We start from the raw sequence: 16,697 nt of genomic DNA, 5'->3' as shown, positions 1-16,697 counted from the left end.
CTAGCCTCCCAATACCTGTTCTACCGCCGCGATCGCGGCCTCGGCATTCCCCGCATCACGGCCCCCGCCCTGCGCCATGTCGGGACGGCCTCCGCCGCCCTTGCCGCCCAGTTCGGCCACCGCCGCCTTGACCAGATCGACCGCCGACACCCGGTCCGTCAGGTCGCCTGTCACGCCGGCGGCCACCGCCGCCTTGCCACCGGCATCGGCGATCAACAGCACCGCGCCCGAACCGATCTGCGACTTGTACGCGTCGATCAGCGCCGGCAGATCCTTGCCGGTCACGCCCGACAACACCTGTGCAATCAGCTTGATTCCGTTGACCTCGCGCGCCGCGGGCGCGGCCTGGCCGCCGCCCGACATCGCAAGGTCGCGGCGCAGCTGCGCCAGCTCGTTCTGCAGGGCCTTACGTTCGTCCAGCAGGGCGCGCACCCGGGCCGGAACCTCCTCGGCCTGGGCCTTCAATTCCAGCGCGGTCTCGGCCAGGCGGTGATCCTGCGCGCTGAGATAGCGGAAGGCCGCATCGCCGGTCAGCGCCTCGATCCGCCGCACCCCGGCGCTGCTGGCGCTGTCGCCCAGTGTCACGAGGAGACCGATATCGCCGGTGCGCTCCACATGGGTGCCGCCGCACAGCTCGATCGACCAGGTATCACCGTCGAAGCCCTTGCCGGTATCGGCCCGCCCCATCGACACCACGCGCACCTCATCGCCGTATTTCTCGCCGAACAGCGCCTGCGCCCCGATGGCGCGGGCATCGTCGGGGGTCATGATCCGGGTCTCGACCCTGGAGTTCTGGCGGATGAAGGCGTTGACCTCTTCCTCGACCTGTTTCAACTCATCCAGCGTCAGCGCCTTGCCGTGGCTGAAATCGAAGCGCAGCCGATCCGGCGCGTTGAGCGAGCCGCGCTGCGCCACGTGATCGCCAAGAGCGACCCGTAACGCCTCGTGCAGCAGATGCGTCGCCGAGTGGTTCGCCCGGATCGCCCTGCGGCGGGCGTGATCGACCTCCAGCTCGACCGGATCGCCAACGGCAAGCGCGCCGCGTTCAACGGTGACCTTATGGGCAAACACGCGCCCGTCCGCAAAACGCTGGACGTCCGAGACCAGGCTCACCTCGTCGCGGTTGTCGATCCGCCGGATCACGCCGGTATCGCCGACCTGGCCGCCGGCCTCGCCGTAGAACGGGGTCTGGTTGGTGACCACCCAGCCTTCGCCCCCGGTCTCAAGCCGGTTGGCAAGCTTGCCGTCCACGACGACCGCCAGCACCTGGCCCTCGGCCTTCTCGGTGTCATAGCCCAGGAAATCGGTGGCCCCCTGCCCGTCGGCGATGTCGAACCAGATCGCGCTGTCGGCCGCCTCGCCCGAGCCCGCCCAGGCGGCGCGCGCCTTGGCCTTCTGCTCGGCCATCGCAGCGTCAAAGCCCTCGGTGTCGACGCCCCGGCCCTTCTCGCGCAGCGCGTCCTGCGTCAGGTCCAGCGGGAACCCGTAGGTGTCATAGAGCTTGAACGCCGCCCGCCCGGGCAGCGGCGCATCTTCCGGCAGCCCCGCAAGTTCCTCGTCCAGAAGTTTCAAACCGCGGTCCAGGGTCTGCTGGAACCGGGTCTCTTCCAGTTTCAGCGTCTCCTCGATCAGCGGCTGCGCGCGGCCCAGTTCGCGGAAGGCCGCGCCCATCTGCTGCACCAGCGCCGGCACCAGCCGGTGCATCACCGGATCCTTCGCCCCCAGAAGATGCGCGTGCCGCATCGCCCGGCGCATGATCCGGCGCAGCACATAGCCGCGCCCGTCATTGCTGGGCATCACCCCATCGGCGATCAGGAACGAGGTCGACCGCAGGTGGTCCGCGATCACCCGGTGATGCACATTCTGGTCGCCATAGGGATCGACCCCGGTGGCCTCGGCACTGGCCTCGATCAGCGCCCGCATCGTGTCGGTGTCGTAATTGTCGTGGCTGCCCTGCAAAAGCGCGCCGATCCGCTCCAGCCCCATGCCGGTGTCGATCGACTGCATGTCCAGCTCGGTCATCGAGCCGTCCTCGAACTGCTCGTTCTGCATGAACACGATGTTCCAGATCTCGATGAACCGGTCGCCATCCTCCTCGGCGCTGCCCGGCGGGCCGCCCCAGATTTGGTCGCCGTGGTCATAGAAGATCTCGGTGCAGGGGCCGCAGGGGCCGGTCGGGCCCATCTGCCAGAAATTGTCGGATGTGGCGATGCGGATGATCCGGTCCTCGGGCACGCCGACCTTCTTCCAGATCTCGAACGCCTCATCATCGGTGTGATAGACCGTGGTCAGCAGGCGGGCGGGATCGATGCCGAATTCGCGGGTGATCAATTCCCAGGCGAATGCGATGGCCTCCTCCTTGAAATAGTCGCCGAAGCTGAAATTCCCCAGCATTTCAAAGAAGGTGTGATGGCGGGCGGTATAGCCCACATTGTCCAGGTCATTGTGCTTGCCGCCGGCGCGCACGCATTTCTGCGAGGTGGTCGCGCGCTTGTAGTCGCGCGTCTCGACACCGGTGAACAGGTTCTTGAACTGAACCATGCCGGAATTGGTGAACATCAAGGTCGGATCGTTCCGCGGCACCAGAGGCGAGGAGGGCACGATCTCATGGCCGTTGCGGGCGAAATAGTTCAGAAAGGTCGATCGGATTTCGTTCAGCGTGGGCATCGGCTCTCTCGGCGCGCTTTTTCGTGGGACGAGGCCGGTTTAGCTGCGCACCCGGCCACTGTCCACAGCACATCCGCACCGGCCGGCCCGAAACGAAACAAGGCGACGCCGCAGCGCCGCCCTGTCCCGGATATTCCCGGCGGCCAGGCGGTTGCCGGGGGATTTCTGCAGCTCCCGTCTGCGTCGCTGTCGGGCTTGCGGCTCAAGCCTCGAGGATGTCATCCTCCTGCGCGCCCGGGGGCATGTCGAAATCCAGGCCGTGGGCTGCGCGGATCTTGTCCTCGATCTCCAGCGCGACCCGTGTGTTGCCGCGCAGGAACTGCTTGGCGTTCTCACGCCCCTGCCCGATCCGCTCGTCGCCATAGCTGAACCACGAGCCCGACTTCTCGACCACGCCGGCCTTGACGCCCAGGTCCAGCAGCTCGCCCATCTTCGAGATGCCCTCGCCATACATGATGTCGAATTCCACCTGCTTGAAGGGCGGCGCGACCTTGTTCTTGACCACCTTCACGCGGGTCTGGTTGCCCACCACCTCGTCGCGGTCCTTGATCGAGCCGATGCGGCGGATGTCCAGGCGCACCGAGGAGTAGAATTTCAGCGCGTTGCCGCCCGAGGTCGTCTCGGGGCTGCCGAACATCACGCCGATCTTCATGCGGATCTGGTTGATGAAGACGACCATGCACTTGCTGCGGCTGATCGAGGCGGTCAGCTTCCGCATCGCCTGGCTCATCAGGCGGGCCTGCACGCCGACGCTGCTGTCGCCCATGTCGCCCTCAAGCTCGGATTTCGGCGTCAGCGCCGCGACCGAGTCGACCACCACCATGTTCACCGCGCCCGAGCGGACCAGCGTGTCGGTGATCTCCAGCGCCTGTTCGCCGGTGTCGGGCTGGCTGATCAGCAACTCGTCCAGATCGACGCCCAGCTTGCGGGCATAGAGCGGGTCCAGCGCATGTTCGGCGTCGACGAAGGCGCAGACGCCGCCACGCTTCTGCTGCTCGGCGATGCAGTGCAGGGTGAGCGTCGTCTTGCCCGAGCTTTCGGGCCCGTAGATCTCGACGATACGACCCATCGGCAGCCCGCCGATTCCCAGGGCGATGTCCAGCCCCAGCGAACCTGTGGAACTGGCCTCGATCTCCTGGATGGCATTCTCGCCGCCCATTTTCATGATCGAGCCCTTGCCGAACTGCCGTTCGATCTGGGCCAGGGCGCTGTCCAGCGCCTTCTGCTTGTCCGCGTTCTGTTTGCTGCTCATCGTCAGAAGATCCGCCATTGTCCTGTCGCTTTCCTTTTGTCACACGCCGTTGCGGGCGGCAATCGCTGCTTTGTTCGCCTCTTGTTCCTTATGGATACAAAAAGAGAACATTTCAATGAATTTCTTCGCTTCGGTCAGTTTTTGGCAATTGAGTTAAGGAGTGGTTTACGGCAGGTGTCTTGTCACCGGAATGGTCGGGGGCGGTGGCGCGATGCTTGTGTTTTTTCGGGAAAGGCTGGTTTTCCTCTCGGTGCCCAAGACCGGGTCCACCGCTTTCGAATCGGCTTTGCGCGACCGCGCCGACATGGTGGTGTCGGCCCCGCCCGAACTCAAGCACATGCCGCTGTTCCGCTACAACCGGTTCATGCGGCCGATGTTCGAGAAGGTGCTCGATGCGCAGATGGAGACCATAGCCGTGGTGCGCGAGCCTCTGGACTGGCTGGGCAGCTGGTATCGCTATCGCCGGCGCCCCGAGATGAAGGGCCACCGCAACGGGACGCACCATGTCGACTTCGACGGGTTTCTCGAAGCCTACATGCAGGACAAGAGACCGTCTTTCGCCAATGTCGGCAGCCAGGCGAAATTCGTCGAACCCCGCCCCAACGGCACGCGCCTGGAGCACCTGTTCCGCTATGACCGGCTGGACCGGATGACCGCGTTTCTCGAGGACCGGTTGCAGACCAAAGTCAACATGCGGCGCGAGAACGAGTCGCCGGCGATGGCCCTGACCATCTCGCCGGAAGTCGAGGTCCGGCTCAGGCAGGTCTGCCGGGCCGAGTTCGACGTCTACGAGAGCGCCGGCTGACACGCCGAAGCAATCCTCCCCATCTGGCGCTCAGTGCATCTGGCGATGAACGGTCTCGGTCAGCTGGTTCAGCGAAAACGGCTTGGGCAGGAAGACGGAGTTGGGCAGGCTCAGCTCCGCCTCGCCAAAGGCGCCTTCGGCATATCCCGAGACGAAGACCACACGCACGTCCGGCCGGTCCTGCATGGCCTGACGAACCCAGGTCGGCCCGTCCAGCCCCGGCATCACGACGTCGGTGACGAACACATCCACGCTCAGCTCGGAATCCTCCAGCGTCCGCAACGCTTCTTCGGCCGAATCCGCCTCCAGCACGGTATAGCCGCGCAACCGAAGGGCCCGGGACGCAAAGGCGCGGACCGGGGCCTCGTCCTCGACCAGCAGCACCACGCCATCCCCTTGCCGCGGCGTCGATGTCGGCTCCGGGGCGGGTTCGATCGCGGGTTCGACCTCGACCAGCTTGTCAGCCGGGAAAAAGAGAACGAAGTCCGAGCCCTCGCCCACCACGCTGTCGACGAAGATGTAACCGCCCGTCTGCTTGACGATGCCATAGACCGTCGACAGGCCCAGCCCGGTTCCCTCGCCGGTCCGCTTGGTCGTATAGAACGGCTCAAAGACCTTCTGCAGCGCGTCGGGGGCGATTCCCACCCCCTTGTCCGACACCTTGACGGTCACGTAGTCTCCCGGCGGCACGATGGCCCGGTCGCGTTCCAGCGGGCAGTCCAGCGTGACGACCCCGGTCTCGATCCGGATCTCGCCGCCCTGCGGCATCGCATCCCGGGCGTTCACCACCAAATTCATCAGAACCTGCTCCAGCTGCCGCTTGTCGGCGCGAACCGGCTTGAGCACAGGGTCGTGGCTGAGCGTCAGCGTCACCTTCTCGCCCACCAGCCGGTTGAGAAGATGCGTGAGGTCCGACAACGTGTCCCGCAGGTCGAGCAGTTCCGGGCGCAGCGTCTGCTTGCGGGAAAAGGCCAGCAACTGGCTGACCAGGGCCGCGGCGCGGTTGGCGTTCTGGTGGATCTGGACCAGATCGCCATAATCCGGATCGCCCTGGTCATGGCGCAGCAGCAGCAGATCGCAATGGCCCGAAATCGCCGTCAGCAAGTTGTTGAAGTCATGCGCGACCCCGCCAGCAAGCTGGCCGATGGCCTGCATCTTCTGGCTCTGGACGAACTGGGCCTCCAGCGTCTTGAGTTCGGTGGCATCGTTGAGAACGGCCACCAGCCCGCCGGCCCCGTCCTCGGCCACGCGGGTCAGGGTGACCTGCACGAACACTTCCTTGTCGCGCCGTGCCAGCCGAAGGAATTCCGAGCGCTGCTTGGCGCTGCCCTCGACCGTTTCGCGCAGCCAGTCCGAGATCGGGCGCCCGAGCCCCTGCATGATGTCCGGCAAACTCCCTCCGGCCTGAACGTCGGCACCGACGAGTTTCACGGCCAGGCGGTTGATCTCGCGGATCTCGCCGGCGTCGCTCAGGCGCATCATCGGCACCGGAAGGCTGTCGAAATCGTTGCCGGCCCCGGCACCGCGAATATCCTCGACCGGGATCAGGAACATCTCGCGCCGGGCGGCCGGACCGGCGACCTCGCGAACCAGCACGTCGACGGGTCCCTTCGCCGTGGTCAGCGTGTGGATCCGGCCCGAAACGGGCGCTGCCTCCAGAAACAGCCGGTCCAGGGTCAGGGCACGATCCCCCACCAGGCGGCGGGCGGCGTCGTTCATGAACAGGATCGCGCCCGACCGCCCAACCGTCAGCATCGGCAGGGGCACCGCGCAATGGGTCCGGCCGCCCGGGCCGCGCTCCAGGATGTCCTCGAAACGCCACAGGAATGCGCCGCCCCTGAGCACATGCACCGCCAGCCGCACATGGCCCCGCGCGGTCACAACGTCCTCGCGGGCGTTGCCGTCGATCCTGGCACGGCACTGCAGGCGGTAGAGCACCGACGACGGGCTGGCCAGGACCGACCGCAGCGCGGCGGCCAGCGTCCCGTCGCCCGCGGCGCTGAACCGGACCGAGGCGGCCGAATTGCGGGCCGTGATCCGCCCGTCGGGATCGGTCACGAAACTGGGGGCGGCATCCTTTTCGATAAACCCCGCCAGCATCTCCTGCGCCAGTTCCGCGGCACCGCGCATCCGCCACCCCGTGGCTGTGTGCACGGCCAGCACCAGCAGCATCGCCCCACCGGCCGCAAGGAACAGGTTCCGCAGCATCGGGTCCACGGGTGCGAACCCCGCGCTGGACAGAAGGCCCGCCGCCACGGCGAGCAGGGCGAGACTGCGCAGACGCATGGCCGGCGGGCCGGCTGCAACGGGAAGGGTCGGTTCCGACAGGCTTGACACGGGCGCACACTGCTCCAGAAACGCGTTTGCAGACCATTTCGCGCACCAGGGGTTAAGCCCGGCTTAATGCGCGACAACTCTACCTATGGTTGTTTGCAATCTGCTTTCGCGTCAAGTGCGCCGCAAAGAAACCGTCTCCATCCTCATCCACCGGCCACTGCCGGGTGAACTGCATCTTCCAGCCTGAACTATCCGCCATAAACGTTTCTATCTGCTCGGAATTCTCACCCCTGAGCACAGAGCAGGTGGCATAGGCCAGGCAGCCATTCCCGGCGACGAGCCGGCTGGTATCGCGCAGGAGTCCGGCCTGGATGCGTTGCAGGCCTGCCAGCTGTTCGGCGGTCAGCGACCATTTCCCGGCCGGCGACCGGCGCCAGGCACCGCTGCCCGAACAGGGCACGTCGATCAGCACGACGTCGAACGGCTCCGCGCCGGGCGGCACGCCGTCTGCCAGAACCCCGATGTCGACACCGGCATGCCGCGCACGCTGCGGCAGGTCGGCCATCCTCCCGGGATCGGCATCATGGGCCCAGACGCGGGCACCGCGCGCGGCCAGCGCCAGCGACTTGCCGCCGCCCCCGGCGCAATAATCCAGAACCCGCATCCCCGGCTCGATCGGGATCGACAGTGTCACAGCCTGGCTGGAGGCGTCCTGCAGCTCGACCTGGCCCGTCTCATAGGGTGTGCTGCGCGCGATGCGCCGTGCGCCGGACAGCACGCGCAACGCGGTCGGCACCGTTTGATGCGGGGCGGTTTCGATCCCCTCCTCGGCAAGTGCCGCCATCACCGTAGCGCGATCCGTCCGCCCCGAGTTCACCCGCAGGAACACCGGCGCGCGACCTTGCAGCGCCGCGCCCGCGCGCGCCGCGTCGGCCCCGAGGGAGCGGCTGAACTCGGGCCAAAGCCAGTCGGGAAGGTCCAGCGCCTCGGCGCCCTCGCTGGGTCTGCGACCGGCGCCGCGCTCGTCGCCTGCCAGAGCAGGTGGGGCGTGGCGTGCACCGGTGAATACCTGGTCCGGATCCTGTCCCGCGTCGCGCACCGCGCCCAGCATCAGCCCGCGCCCGGTATCCGCGCCGCCCCGGGCGGCCAGCGACCGCTTGCGCCGCAGCGCGTCGAACACATGGTCGCGGATCGCCGCCCGATCTCCCGACCCGGCATAACGCGCGCGGCGTGCCCAGCCGGTCAGGGCCTGCTCGGCAGGTTGCCCCTCCAGGATCCGGTCGAGGATCTCGATGGCCGCCTGCACACGCGCCTGCGGGGTCATCGCGCGCGCCTCACGCCAGCCTCACATGATCCCGTAATTCGGGCTTTCGCGGGTGATCTGCACGTCATGCACACACATATCACGCCATTACTTTCAAATACTTACCGGACATTTGCATCTACCCTGCATCTACTTTTTGATCATTTTTCGCGCTTCGGACCATTCGTCATTCACTTTCGGATCGCCGAGTCGCAGGTCTAATTTGCAGTGCATCTGTATCTCTGGCCACCACTCTTCTTCAAGGGCTTTCCGGATCGGATCGAGATGCACGAGTTTTTGTTTGAGATAAATGAGCGTTGTCCTGCTTCCGTCGTTCTGACGGAATTGGCGCCGTTCTTTAGTGTCGAAAGCAGAGATGTGGCCGGCCAGCATCGAAAGGCTCTTCTGCGGCACTCGCATCTCAAGCCAGTCAATCAGGGTATGTCGAATACTATACCAGTTCACTTTTGTCGACTGGTCGACAAGCGCCCGCTTCGCAATGCGATGTATAATTTGCGTGCCGTTGCGACCGGTCAGGCCCTGGCTACGGAAGTGAACGAGGTGTTTGTCTGGACCTGCCGTCATGACAGCTTGCGCAGCGGCCCACCTCATCGGGCCCGTCACTGGAATGACAGGTCTGTATTTCGTAGTCTGTTTCTTACCGACTGGGAGCGTATCAATTGCATCGAGATCCCACAGAATTTGGTCTGTCAGCATCTCCGGGAATACGCCGCTTCGTGTCGCGGAGCCCAACTCAAGCAACATCATGTTCAAGTGATGTGGGAAGTGACACGCGTCGATCAGCTTGCCAATTTCCTCAAAGCTGACATGACGGCCTTTCGGCTCCCGATCAATCGCAGCGGTCCGCCCCGCCACACGAATTGTTGGGATTGGATTTGGTCCGACGATGATCCTTTCTTCGAGAAGAAAGTTCAGTGTCGCTCTGGCGATATTGATGACATCTTCAACGGTGTTCGGGTGAAGGGGTTTGTGTCTTGCGCCGCGGCTATTGTCTCGGCCGTCGCCGGTCCAACCACCGAGCATGCGATCACGCATCGCGCGGATAGCGTCAGGTAGATCACTTGCTGGGACTTTTGCCAATGAAGGCTTGAAGTATAACTTGTAGGCTTCATCCAGTCTTTTGACCCGACCCTCAGACAAGTTCGGCTTCTTCTCACGGCAATAGAAGTGCCAGAGCTCTTCGAATGTCGGATTGTTTGGCCGCTCGATAAGATCATCCGGAGAAACAAGGGCTGCCATCCGGCGCCACGCCTCACTCTCAGCGCGCGCGCGGTCTCGCCCGAAGCTTTCTGACTCTTGCTTTCCTGTGTTCTTATTTGTCCATCTCAGATGGTAAGTGTTTCGGTTCTGCGCGACCGTAAATTGTCCGATCCGTTCGAGCGTTTTCATGTGTGCATCTGTCTCCGTGGCTTTCACACACGTCTATAGATGCAGTGGCCAAGGTCAACGTTTAAGAATTCCTGCCCGCAGAGCCGCTTTGTCGTGGCTTGGTTTATAGCTTGTGCTGCGCTTCGCTTGCGACTTCGGAGGTGCTGGGTCAGGCTTCTTAACCGGCACCTCTTGCTCTTTCATCCAGTCCAGTAGGGACTCCCTGATGTAGCGGATTGGCTTTTTCGGATTGTGCGGAACAAGCTCAGCACGACGCAACTCTCGGAGTTTGGTCAGCCCAATGCGCAGAAATTTAGCGGCTTCGGGTTCGGTCATGATGGCTGGATAAGCGACTGAAAATTCAGTAGGTTTTGGTTCGAAAGACACGTGATAAGCTCCTCATTTTTGAGGAGATGCATCTCTTTGTCTGAGCGCAGAAATTTTTAGTTCAGGGTTCTGTGTAGTCCAGCCGGCGTCGAAGCCATGCGGGCTGTGGGGAGAGCCAGCCGACAGCACCGAAAAGGATTACCAGGCCGCCCATTACGGCCAGGAGCCACGCCGGCACTTGGTTTTGAGTTACGAAAACAGTCTCAACGCGATCGGCCGTTACCGTGCGCTCATCGGCCGAGGTCCGGTTATCCTGGTTCAGACTCTCAATCGCATTCTCACGCAGAACGGGCGCAACTTTTATGTCTGTATTTCTTGAGTTGCCGACGGTCGATCGCGCGTTGTTTTTGCCCGCTTGAACATTCGCTGACAGGGATGGCCCGCCGTCGACGCCCAGGGCGGCACCTGCGACTGTTTTGACCGCTGTCCCAGTGATGGAGCCGCAGGACGCCAAGAGAAGCGCCAAGAAAAGGGTAAAGGCGCGCATTACTTTTCGTCACCGTCGCCAGGAAAAGCACGGTCAAAAATTCGGTCGGCTGCTTCGTCACCGCGACTTTCGAACCTTTCAAGTCCGCGCAGAAGAAACCGGATCACGAAGCGAGACGCAAAGCCCGCTCCAACCATCGCTATCTGCGGCGGAACTGACGGCCAAAAAGCGTAGGAAACTAAGCCTGCGACATGAGCAACGAGGAAAGCAGCAAGCACAGTCAGCCAAAAAGCTTGACGTGCGTGTCGAGTATCGAGTCCGGTCTCAAACCGCGCCGCGATGATCCCGCCCGCGATTGCAAGGAGAACTCCGCCGATCCATTCTGCACCGGAAAAGGTCACGCCGAGGCCGGCAAGAAGTGGTGTTACCCAGTCCCTTGAAATGTCCCCCGCTGCGATTGATGCTGTCTTAGATGCCGCCCCCTGTATCACTTCTTTCACCTGAGCGACCCCACCACATGACAGATCGCTTCAGCCAATTCTTGTTTACACTCATCAGCGCGACGGCAATCGCTCGGATTGCTTCCAAAATACGGTTCGATCAGGATTGCAGGTGCGCGTCCGAATGATAGCATCTCCCAGCCACGCCCACCGGTGCGACGATTGCGGACTTTCACTCCGGAATCGTGCAACCCCATCACATCCACCATGGCTGACTGAACGGCATCCGCCGCCTTCAGGGATCCCTTCGAACCGGATGACAGCGTTGATGTGTATGATGCAGATGCTTTGTAAAATGAGTTGAAATGCATTGAGATTGAGAGATCACACCCCCAATCATCTATGCGACCGTAAAGATCGCCGATGGCAGATGTGTATCCGAGATCCGGCCGACGGTGGAATATCTCAAACATCTGGGGATCGAGATCGTAAATCCGATGCGCCAGGTCTTTGTTCCATTCGTATTCTTGGACGCCATCAGTCACACGAACTGCGCCGCCGTCTCTCGTGCTGTGTCCAATTTCGAGCGCAACGCGCATGCCAAATATCCCTGTCTTATCTTACAAGGAGATGTGGCCCGACGCTCACTCTCGCGCGCCGAAGTCAGCCTTACTTGACTTCTGTCATGTCTCGAATTTGCGATGTCAGGCTGGGCCCAACGCTCCAGCTTCCAGATGCTCGATCTTTCCAGAACAAGTCCTTGGATGCGCCGGCGCGGCCGATAAAACGACCGATGTCGAGAGGTATCAGGGTGCGTTCACCGGCCGCCGTAGATATCGGCATATCTGGCGCCGGCGTCCAGGCCGCGAGGTCCGCGCTCGATTGCACCTCGCCGCTCTCTGACACCGCAATCCACCGTCGGCCGCGCGCGTCATATGCGAGCTTGTGAGACGATCCGAGATTTGAAACCTCTGTCAGCCCTGCCCCTGCGATCGAAATGACGCTGCCGTCGAAGAGCACAGCAACAGCATCGGGACGCGCATGCAGATCAACAACAGATCCGGCGGCGGTGTGCTGCGACCAGGACGCGCCGTTGTCTTCTGAAATCGCAATGTCAGCCCCGGAAGCAATGACCAGCATGTCATCATTCCCAGCCAAGAAGTCAGCGGCAAAAGGCGTCTCGCAAAGCTGCGATGCCGCGCCGTCGACCACAGCATGAATGCCAGTGTCTGTCGCGACCAGGTGGCGCCTGGCTGCCAGGTCGCGGGCGATGCAACGTACGGAGGAGTCGCCTTCACTTATGACTTCTGCGCGAACGTTATCTACGTAGTCACCGTCACTACCCCGCAAAAACAGTTCAACTTGCGCTCCCAAATTAGACGGCAGCTCGATTTCAATTGTTTCCCAGATGCTAAGTCCAGACGCATTCCGCGTCTCAATCAAGCCGACTGGATTCAGTGATGGTATAGACAAGTGCGTTTGACTTGAAACATGTCTCGCGTCGATACTGTAATAGCCAGGATTCACGTTATTTAGTCCGATCGGCGGACGCCATCCCGCTGGAATTTCAAGCTGAACTGAAAGACCAGGGCGGTCCGGACTGCTCAAGTTTATAGTGATGTCTTTTAGCGTTTCTCCGTACGGTGGTGATATGTAAATCAAATCAGACTGACTGGAGATGTTATTGCCAACACTTCCCGACCAGTATCGAAGACCTTCAATATCTTTGAATCTGAAGCCGAGCCGCTCATCGTCACCCGTATCAATTCTTGCTTCAATGTTGATCAAGTCGCCAATGAGTGACGCTCCGTCTCCGCTGACGCGTATTTCAGCAAGACTGTCAGACTGATAATTTGTGTTAAACGGATCTTCTGGATAAAGCCGAACATCTGGCAAAGTGTAAGAGGCACCATTCCAATTTGAGCGCACCTCAATCTGAGCTGTTGCGTCCGGAGAATATACATCAGCACGCAAGAAAAGCTTACTCGTATTTACCGCAGGAGGAAGTGAAACAACTTGCATCGCTTCGAAAACTTCATTGGACGCCAGATAAAATTTACCGCCTTGTTGCGGTGGTTGTGCTGTATCGAGCACGCTTGGGGCCCCGGAATTCACAGTCCAGCCCGACAAACTGCCAGCCTCAAAATCACCATTCGTAATCGCCAGGCTTTCAGTCGAGAACCCATTCGGTGTCAGAGTATTCCAGCGCCGCAACGCCGATGAGTAAGCGATTTCAGAACCTGCAGTCCAGACAAGGAACCCCTGCCCGTCGATCGCGGAAATTTCCCGCGCCGGTCCGAACGTCCCCGGCAGCCGGACCCATTCGGCACCGCCATCTGTCGAGCGCGACACAGCTCCGTCATGCAGCGCGATCACATCGCCAAGGCTGGCGACAGGGCGCACAGGCGACAGCGGATCACCGGTGACTGGATCTGTGTATTTCTCGTCGGTCGGATTGTCTTCCGGATCTGGACTGCCGTCATCAATGCCCTCGGGGTATCCTGGGGTTTCTTCATAGTCAGTTCCGCCGTAATATTCGTAGACATACTCATCAGGGCTGCGCTCACGCAGTGCAACTTTGACATTCAGTGTCGCAGGGTCGATGACCTTGCTCTGAATTTCAAACAGTTTCGCCTCGTATCCGTGCTCATCACTTGTCCATGTCAAAGTATCGAGCGGTAGCAGTCCGAGTGCGGTCGGCGGCAGTGTCAGCGAATGTGTTATCATAAGCCTGTTGTCTGTAACCAACTCCTGCATCAGGCGCTGAACCTGGCCGTATTGCGTGACAGTTGTCAGGTTCAGCTCTGCAACAAGACTGCGGCCGTCATCTTCTTGAATCCACCCATCTTTGTAGAAAGTTGGAGCATCGCGAGACACCCAATTTCTATACCGGTCCAGATGGCTTGCATGAATGCTATTGTATGTATCTTTGAGCCCGCGAAATGGTGCAGTCTCGCGCGGATCAGAGACGATCAAGTCTTCATCATCAATGTGAGCACGCGCGAACGGTGCAGGGCCGAGCGAAATATTCCAGAAACCACCGCACTCTGCGACGCGACCGCCGCAGGACTTCAATAAGTCTTCAATGACGGAAAGAGGCTCAGTCTCAAGCGTGAATTCGATGCCGGCTTTGTAACGCTTTTCACGACGCTGCCCGCCGCCGGAACTCGCCGCTTCATCGCATGTGTTCATAGCTGCGACCCACCGATCAAGTGGCAGGTCTTCCGCATCTACGCCGAGGCCGTATAGAGTGCCGTCTGCGAGACGCAGGCCACGCAGAATATTGTAGATCATCACAACAGGGTTTTCGGTGAACGCGTGAGTGCTCACGTCATCCCAAATTTGATCTCCATCGCCGCCGACAGATGTATCCTGACGGGGGTCATAAAGCGGCGCTCCGTCAACTTCGAACAGGACCTCCGGAAACTGCGTGTATCCGGAATCCCACTTAAATGTCATCGCCGCATAAGCAACGCCGGTCAAAATATGATCTTCTGTCCAGGGTCGCTCATACCCGCCGTATGTTTCGACAAGCATCTCATCGGCAACTGTCTGCGTTCCGTCGTGCCAGCGCAGCCACGCACGATCTATGTATTTGCCGCCGTTGTCGGTCATGCCGCAGTAGCCGTCGCCATCCGCGCGCTGAGTTGTGAAGCGCGTGCGGTTACCGTTCACGATGACCCATGCGATATCTGAAATCAGGTAGTCAGACAGGGAGATAACATACGTCATGTATTTGACCTGATCTGAACCGGACAGACCGTGCGTCATCGGCGGGCATTCGTGATGACCGGCGGTAGCGTATCGGCCGAGAACAACGGTTTGAGGCTGTGTGCCGCCGGCAGTTGTAGTAGACGTCGAAATACCGCGCTGCTGTTGCTGGCCTTTATTCGGAGACAGTGCAGTGGCAAGCGCAGACAAGCCAACTGACGCCGCCGTGCGCAAAAGAAATCCACCGACGGCAGTTCCACCGACAGTAGAGAAAAATCCGCCGATCGCGGTGACAGCAGCTGTAATCGGGTCAGCATGAACAGGGCTGGCAGCTATCGCTGCAAGAACAGCCCACGGGAAAACTTTGCGAAAATTCATGCTGACACCTGGAAAATTCTGGAAGCGGCAGTGAGAGGGAGCTGAGCAATGCCGCGCCGAGCTGTGACAGCGACGGACGCACCGAGAACAATTCCGAGGCCGAGATCGCGACCCTGCTTCACAACTGCGACATCGCCTTCCGTTGCATGTAGAACTGGAATTTCTGGGTAGATAGATGCGACAAGTGCGACTTGGTCTTCGAAGCCGTCCGCCTGAAGAAGAGCCAACCCTTCCTCAACAGTCGAATAGTTGCCACGATATGCAGCAGCCGGATCTGTCCCGGTCATTGCATCGAGCGCGGCAGCGGGCATCAGACTGCAGTCGAAGAATCCCGGCTGGAACGGAGTTCTTGCGTTGTTTGCAAGATATGTGTGAAGGCGCGAGCGCCAATTTAGCAATCTACTCATAGAGAGGAGATGTGGCCTGGGGGTGTTATTCGGCGGTCAGTTAAATCCAGGAATTGGTCTCTTCATTCCACTCGTATTCTTTGCCGTCATCTGGCATGGGCATCGGGGGCTGCCAATTTCCGGATGCATCGAGCGTCCATGACGGATACGGCCGGGCTTCAATGAAGATGTCGAGCTGGTCGTAGTAGAGCATACCGGGAGACGCATAGCGGTGCCGAATTGATGAAGTGTATGATGTTTGAACAGCGTCGACATTGAGAAGCCATTTCAGCCAGTCTACTCCGCGCTGTGACTGCTCAACGCCGCCTTCATCGAGCAGGAGTTCATTATCGACAACAAGAACGCGCTGCACTTCATGTGCGACGGGAAGATAGTCGACAGGCGTCCTTGAGATTACTGCGTAGTTTGCCATTTTTGACTACTACCTTTCAAATCTGAGGCGGATAATTCCGGACGCACCATTACCGCCAAGGCCACCGCCTGGGCCGTTATCACCGCCACCACCGCCGTTGCCTGAATTTTGCGCGCCGCTCTGACCGTTCGCTGCGTCACCGAGCCCAGCACCCCCCGGACCCCCGGCAGCTTGAAGAACCGGCGTCTCTGTCAACATGCTGTAAGCGCCTGCGCCGCCTGCGCCTGGTGCCATACTGTAACTGGTACCACCATTTCCACCTGCGCCGCCACCGCCGCCACCGCCACCCGTTGACGAATGACCGCCCGATCCGCCCCGACCGCTGAACGGCTCCTCGCACTGAGTTGAATTTGCACCGTATGAATTAGTGAGCCTCCGAGAAGCCCCGCCGCCGGACCCGCCAGATTGGGAAGTCAGCTGTTGCTGACCGTTACTTGCAGTTGTTGCTCCGCCGCCGCCTCTCCCAACAACTCCAAAAATAGAGCTCGCAGAGCCATTTCCTTCCGTCGCGCCGCCGCTACCGATTATCGCTTCGTAAGTCCCCGCAAAAACAAAAATCCTCACACAAGAAACACCACCTGCGCCGCCACCGCCGCCACCGCCTTCTCCGAATTCGGAAGAACGACCGCTGCCGCCACCCCCCGATCCTCCGACAGACTCAACTTCAATCCATCCGGATACCGAAACTTCAATGAGTTCAGTATTCTTTATCTCGACAAGCGTAAAATCTACGCCATTTTCATCTGTATAGTCAGTCGCAATTCCGCCGCTGACCTCGACGAGCGGCGCAGTTAGTTCAACAGGCTGAATTGAATAATATTCCATACTCAGGAGATGTGGCC

General features: G+C 60.7%; 14 protein-coding genes. 1 reads left to right on the top strand and 13 read right to left on the bottom strand.

The features are described 5' to 3' along the window. Together alaS and recA are read right to left on the bottom strand one after the other, a co-directional pair. Positions 1-2,667: an alanine--tRNA ligase gene (gene alaS, locus BMX57_RS06955; protein WP_092364141.1), complete on the bottom strand. Its 2,667-nt coding sequence runs from the start codon at positions 2,665-2,667 to the stop codon at positions 1-3. 202 nt (positions 2,668-2,869) lie between these two features. Then, positions 2,870-3,937, bottom strand: coding sequence for a recombinase RecA (recA, locus tag BMX57_RS06950; RefSeq protein ID WP_092364138.1), 1,068 nt, complete (start codon positions 3,935-3,937; stop codon positions 2,870-2,872). 193 nt (positions 3,938-4,130) lie between these two features. Between recA and BMX57_RS06945 the strand changes: the two genes are divergently transcribed. Beyond that, the gene (locus tag BMX57_RS06945; RefSeq protein ID WP_092364375.1) at positions 4,131-4,724 is read left to right on the top strand and encodes a sulfotransferase family 2 domain-containing protein; all 594 of its coding nucleotides are present in this window, start codon (positions 4,131-4,133) and stop codon (positions 4,722-4,724) included. A gap of 30 nt (positions 4,725-4,754) precedes the next feature. Here BMX57_RS06945 and BMX57_RS06940 read toward each other — a convergent pair whose 3' ends face one another. From BMX57_RS06940 to BMX57_RS21080, 11 genes are all read right to left on the bottom strand, one after another. Then, complete coding sequence (locus tag BMX57_RS06940; RefSeq protein WP_092364135.1) at positions 4,755-7,010, bottom strand: hybrid sensor histidine kinase/response regulator; 2,256 nt, start codon at positions 7,008-7,010, stop codon at positions 4,755-4,757. A gap of 130 nt (positions 7,011-7,140) precedes the next feature. After that, on the bottom strand, positions 7,141-8,325 hold the full coding sequence (locus BMX57_RS06935) for an RsmB/NOP family class I SAM-dependent RNA methyltransferase (protein ID WP_092364132.1): 1,185 nt from the start codon (positions 8,323-8,325) through the stop codon (positions 7,141-7,143). Between the two features lie 129 nt (positions 8,326-8,454). Continuing rightward, a complete protein-coding gene (locus BMX57_RS20380) occupies positions 8,455-9,714 on the bottom strand; it encodes a site-specific integrase (RefSeq protein ID WP_143057910.1) in 1,260 nt (419 codons plus the stop codon). Positions 9,715-9,768: 54 nt separating this feature from the next. Further along, positions 9,769-10,080 carry a helix-turn-helix domain-containing protein gene (locus tag BMX57_RS06925; protein WP_143057909.1) on the bottom strand — a complete coding sequence of 104 codons (312 nt, stop codon included), beginning with the start codon at positions 10,078-10,080 and terminating at the stop codon, positions 9,769-9,771. 61 nt (positions 10,081-10,141) lie between these two features. Next, a complete protein-coding gene (locus tag BMX57_RS20375) occupies positions 10,142-10,567 on the bottom strand; it encodes a hypothetical protein (RefSeq protein WP_143057908.1) in 426 nt (141 codons plus the stop codon). Further along, positions 10,567-11,007: a DUF4175 domain-containing protein gene (locus BMX57_RS20370; protein ID WP_143057907.1), complete on the bottom strand. Its 441-nt coding sequence runs from the start codon at positions 11,005-11,007 to the stop codon at positions 10,567-10,569. The genes BMX57_RS20375 and BMX57_RS20370 overlap by 1 nt, the downstream gene beginning before the upstream one ends. Further along, positions 11,004-11,546: an N-acetylmuramoyl-L-alanine amidase family protein gene (locus BMX57_RS06920; protein ID WP_092364123.1), complete on the bottom strand. Its 543-nt coding sequence runs from the start codon at positions 11,544-11,546 to the stop codon at positions 11,004-11,006. The genes BMX57_RS20370 and BMX57_RS06920 overlap by 4 nt, the downstream gene beginning before the upstream one ends. Positions 11,547-11,616: 70 nt before the next feature. Continuing rightward, a complete protein-coding gene (locus BMX57_RS06915) occupies positions 11,617-15,036 on the bottom strand; it encodes a phage tail protein (RefSeq protein ID WP_092364120.1) in 3,420 nt (1,139 codons plus the stop codon). Continuing rightward, a complete protein-coding gene (locus tag BMX57_RS20640) occupies positions 15,033-15,443 on the bottom strand; it encodes a DUF6950 family protein (protein WP_373283089.1) in 411 nt (136 codons plus the stop codon). Before BMX57_RS20640 ends, BMX57_RS06915 begins: the two co-directional genes overlap by 4 nt. A gap of 40 nt (positions 15,444-15,483) precedes the next feature. Next, a complete protein-coding gene (locus BMX57_RS20365; protein ID WP_143057906.1) occupies positions 15,484-15,855 on the bottom strand; it encodes a hypothetical protein in 372 nt (123 codons plus the stop codon). A gap of 9 nt (positions 15,856-15,864) precedes the next feature. Beyond that, positions 15,865-16,680, bottom strand: a complete 816-nt coding sequence (locus BMX57_RS21080) for a glycine-rich domain-containing protein (RefSeq protein WP_373283090.1) — start codon at positions 16,678-16,680, stop codon at positions 15,865-15,867. Between the last annotated feature and the right edge of the window lie 17 nt (positions 16,681-16,697).

The sequence above is a fragment of the Cribrihabitans marinus genome (assembly GCF_900109035.1).
Taxonomy (GTDB): domain Bacteria; phylum Pseudomonadota; class Alphaproteobacteria; order Rhodobacterales; family Rhodobacteraceae; genus Cribrihabitans; species Cribrihabitans marinus.
The sequence above is the reverse complement of the archived record's forward strand: the minus strand, read 5'-3'. Positions and strand labels throughout refer to the sequence as shown.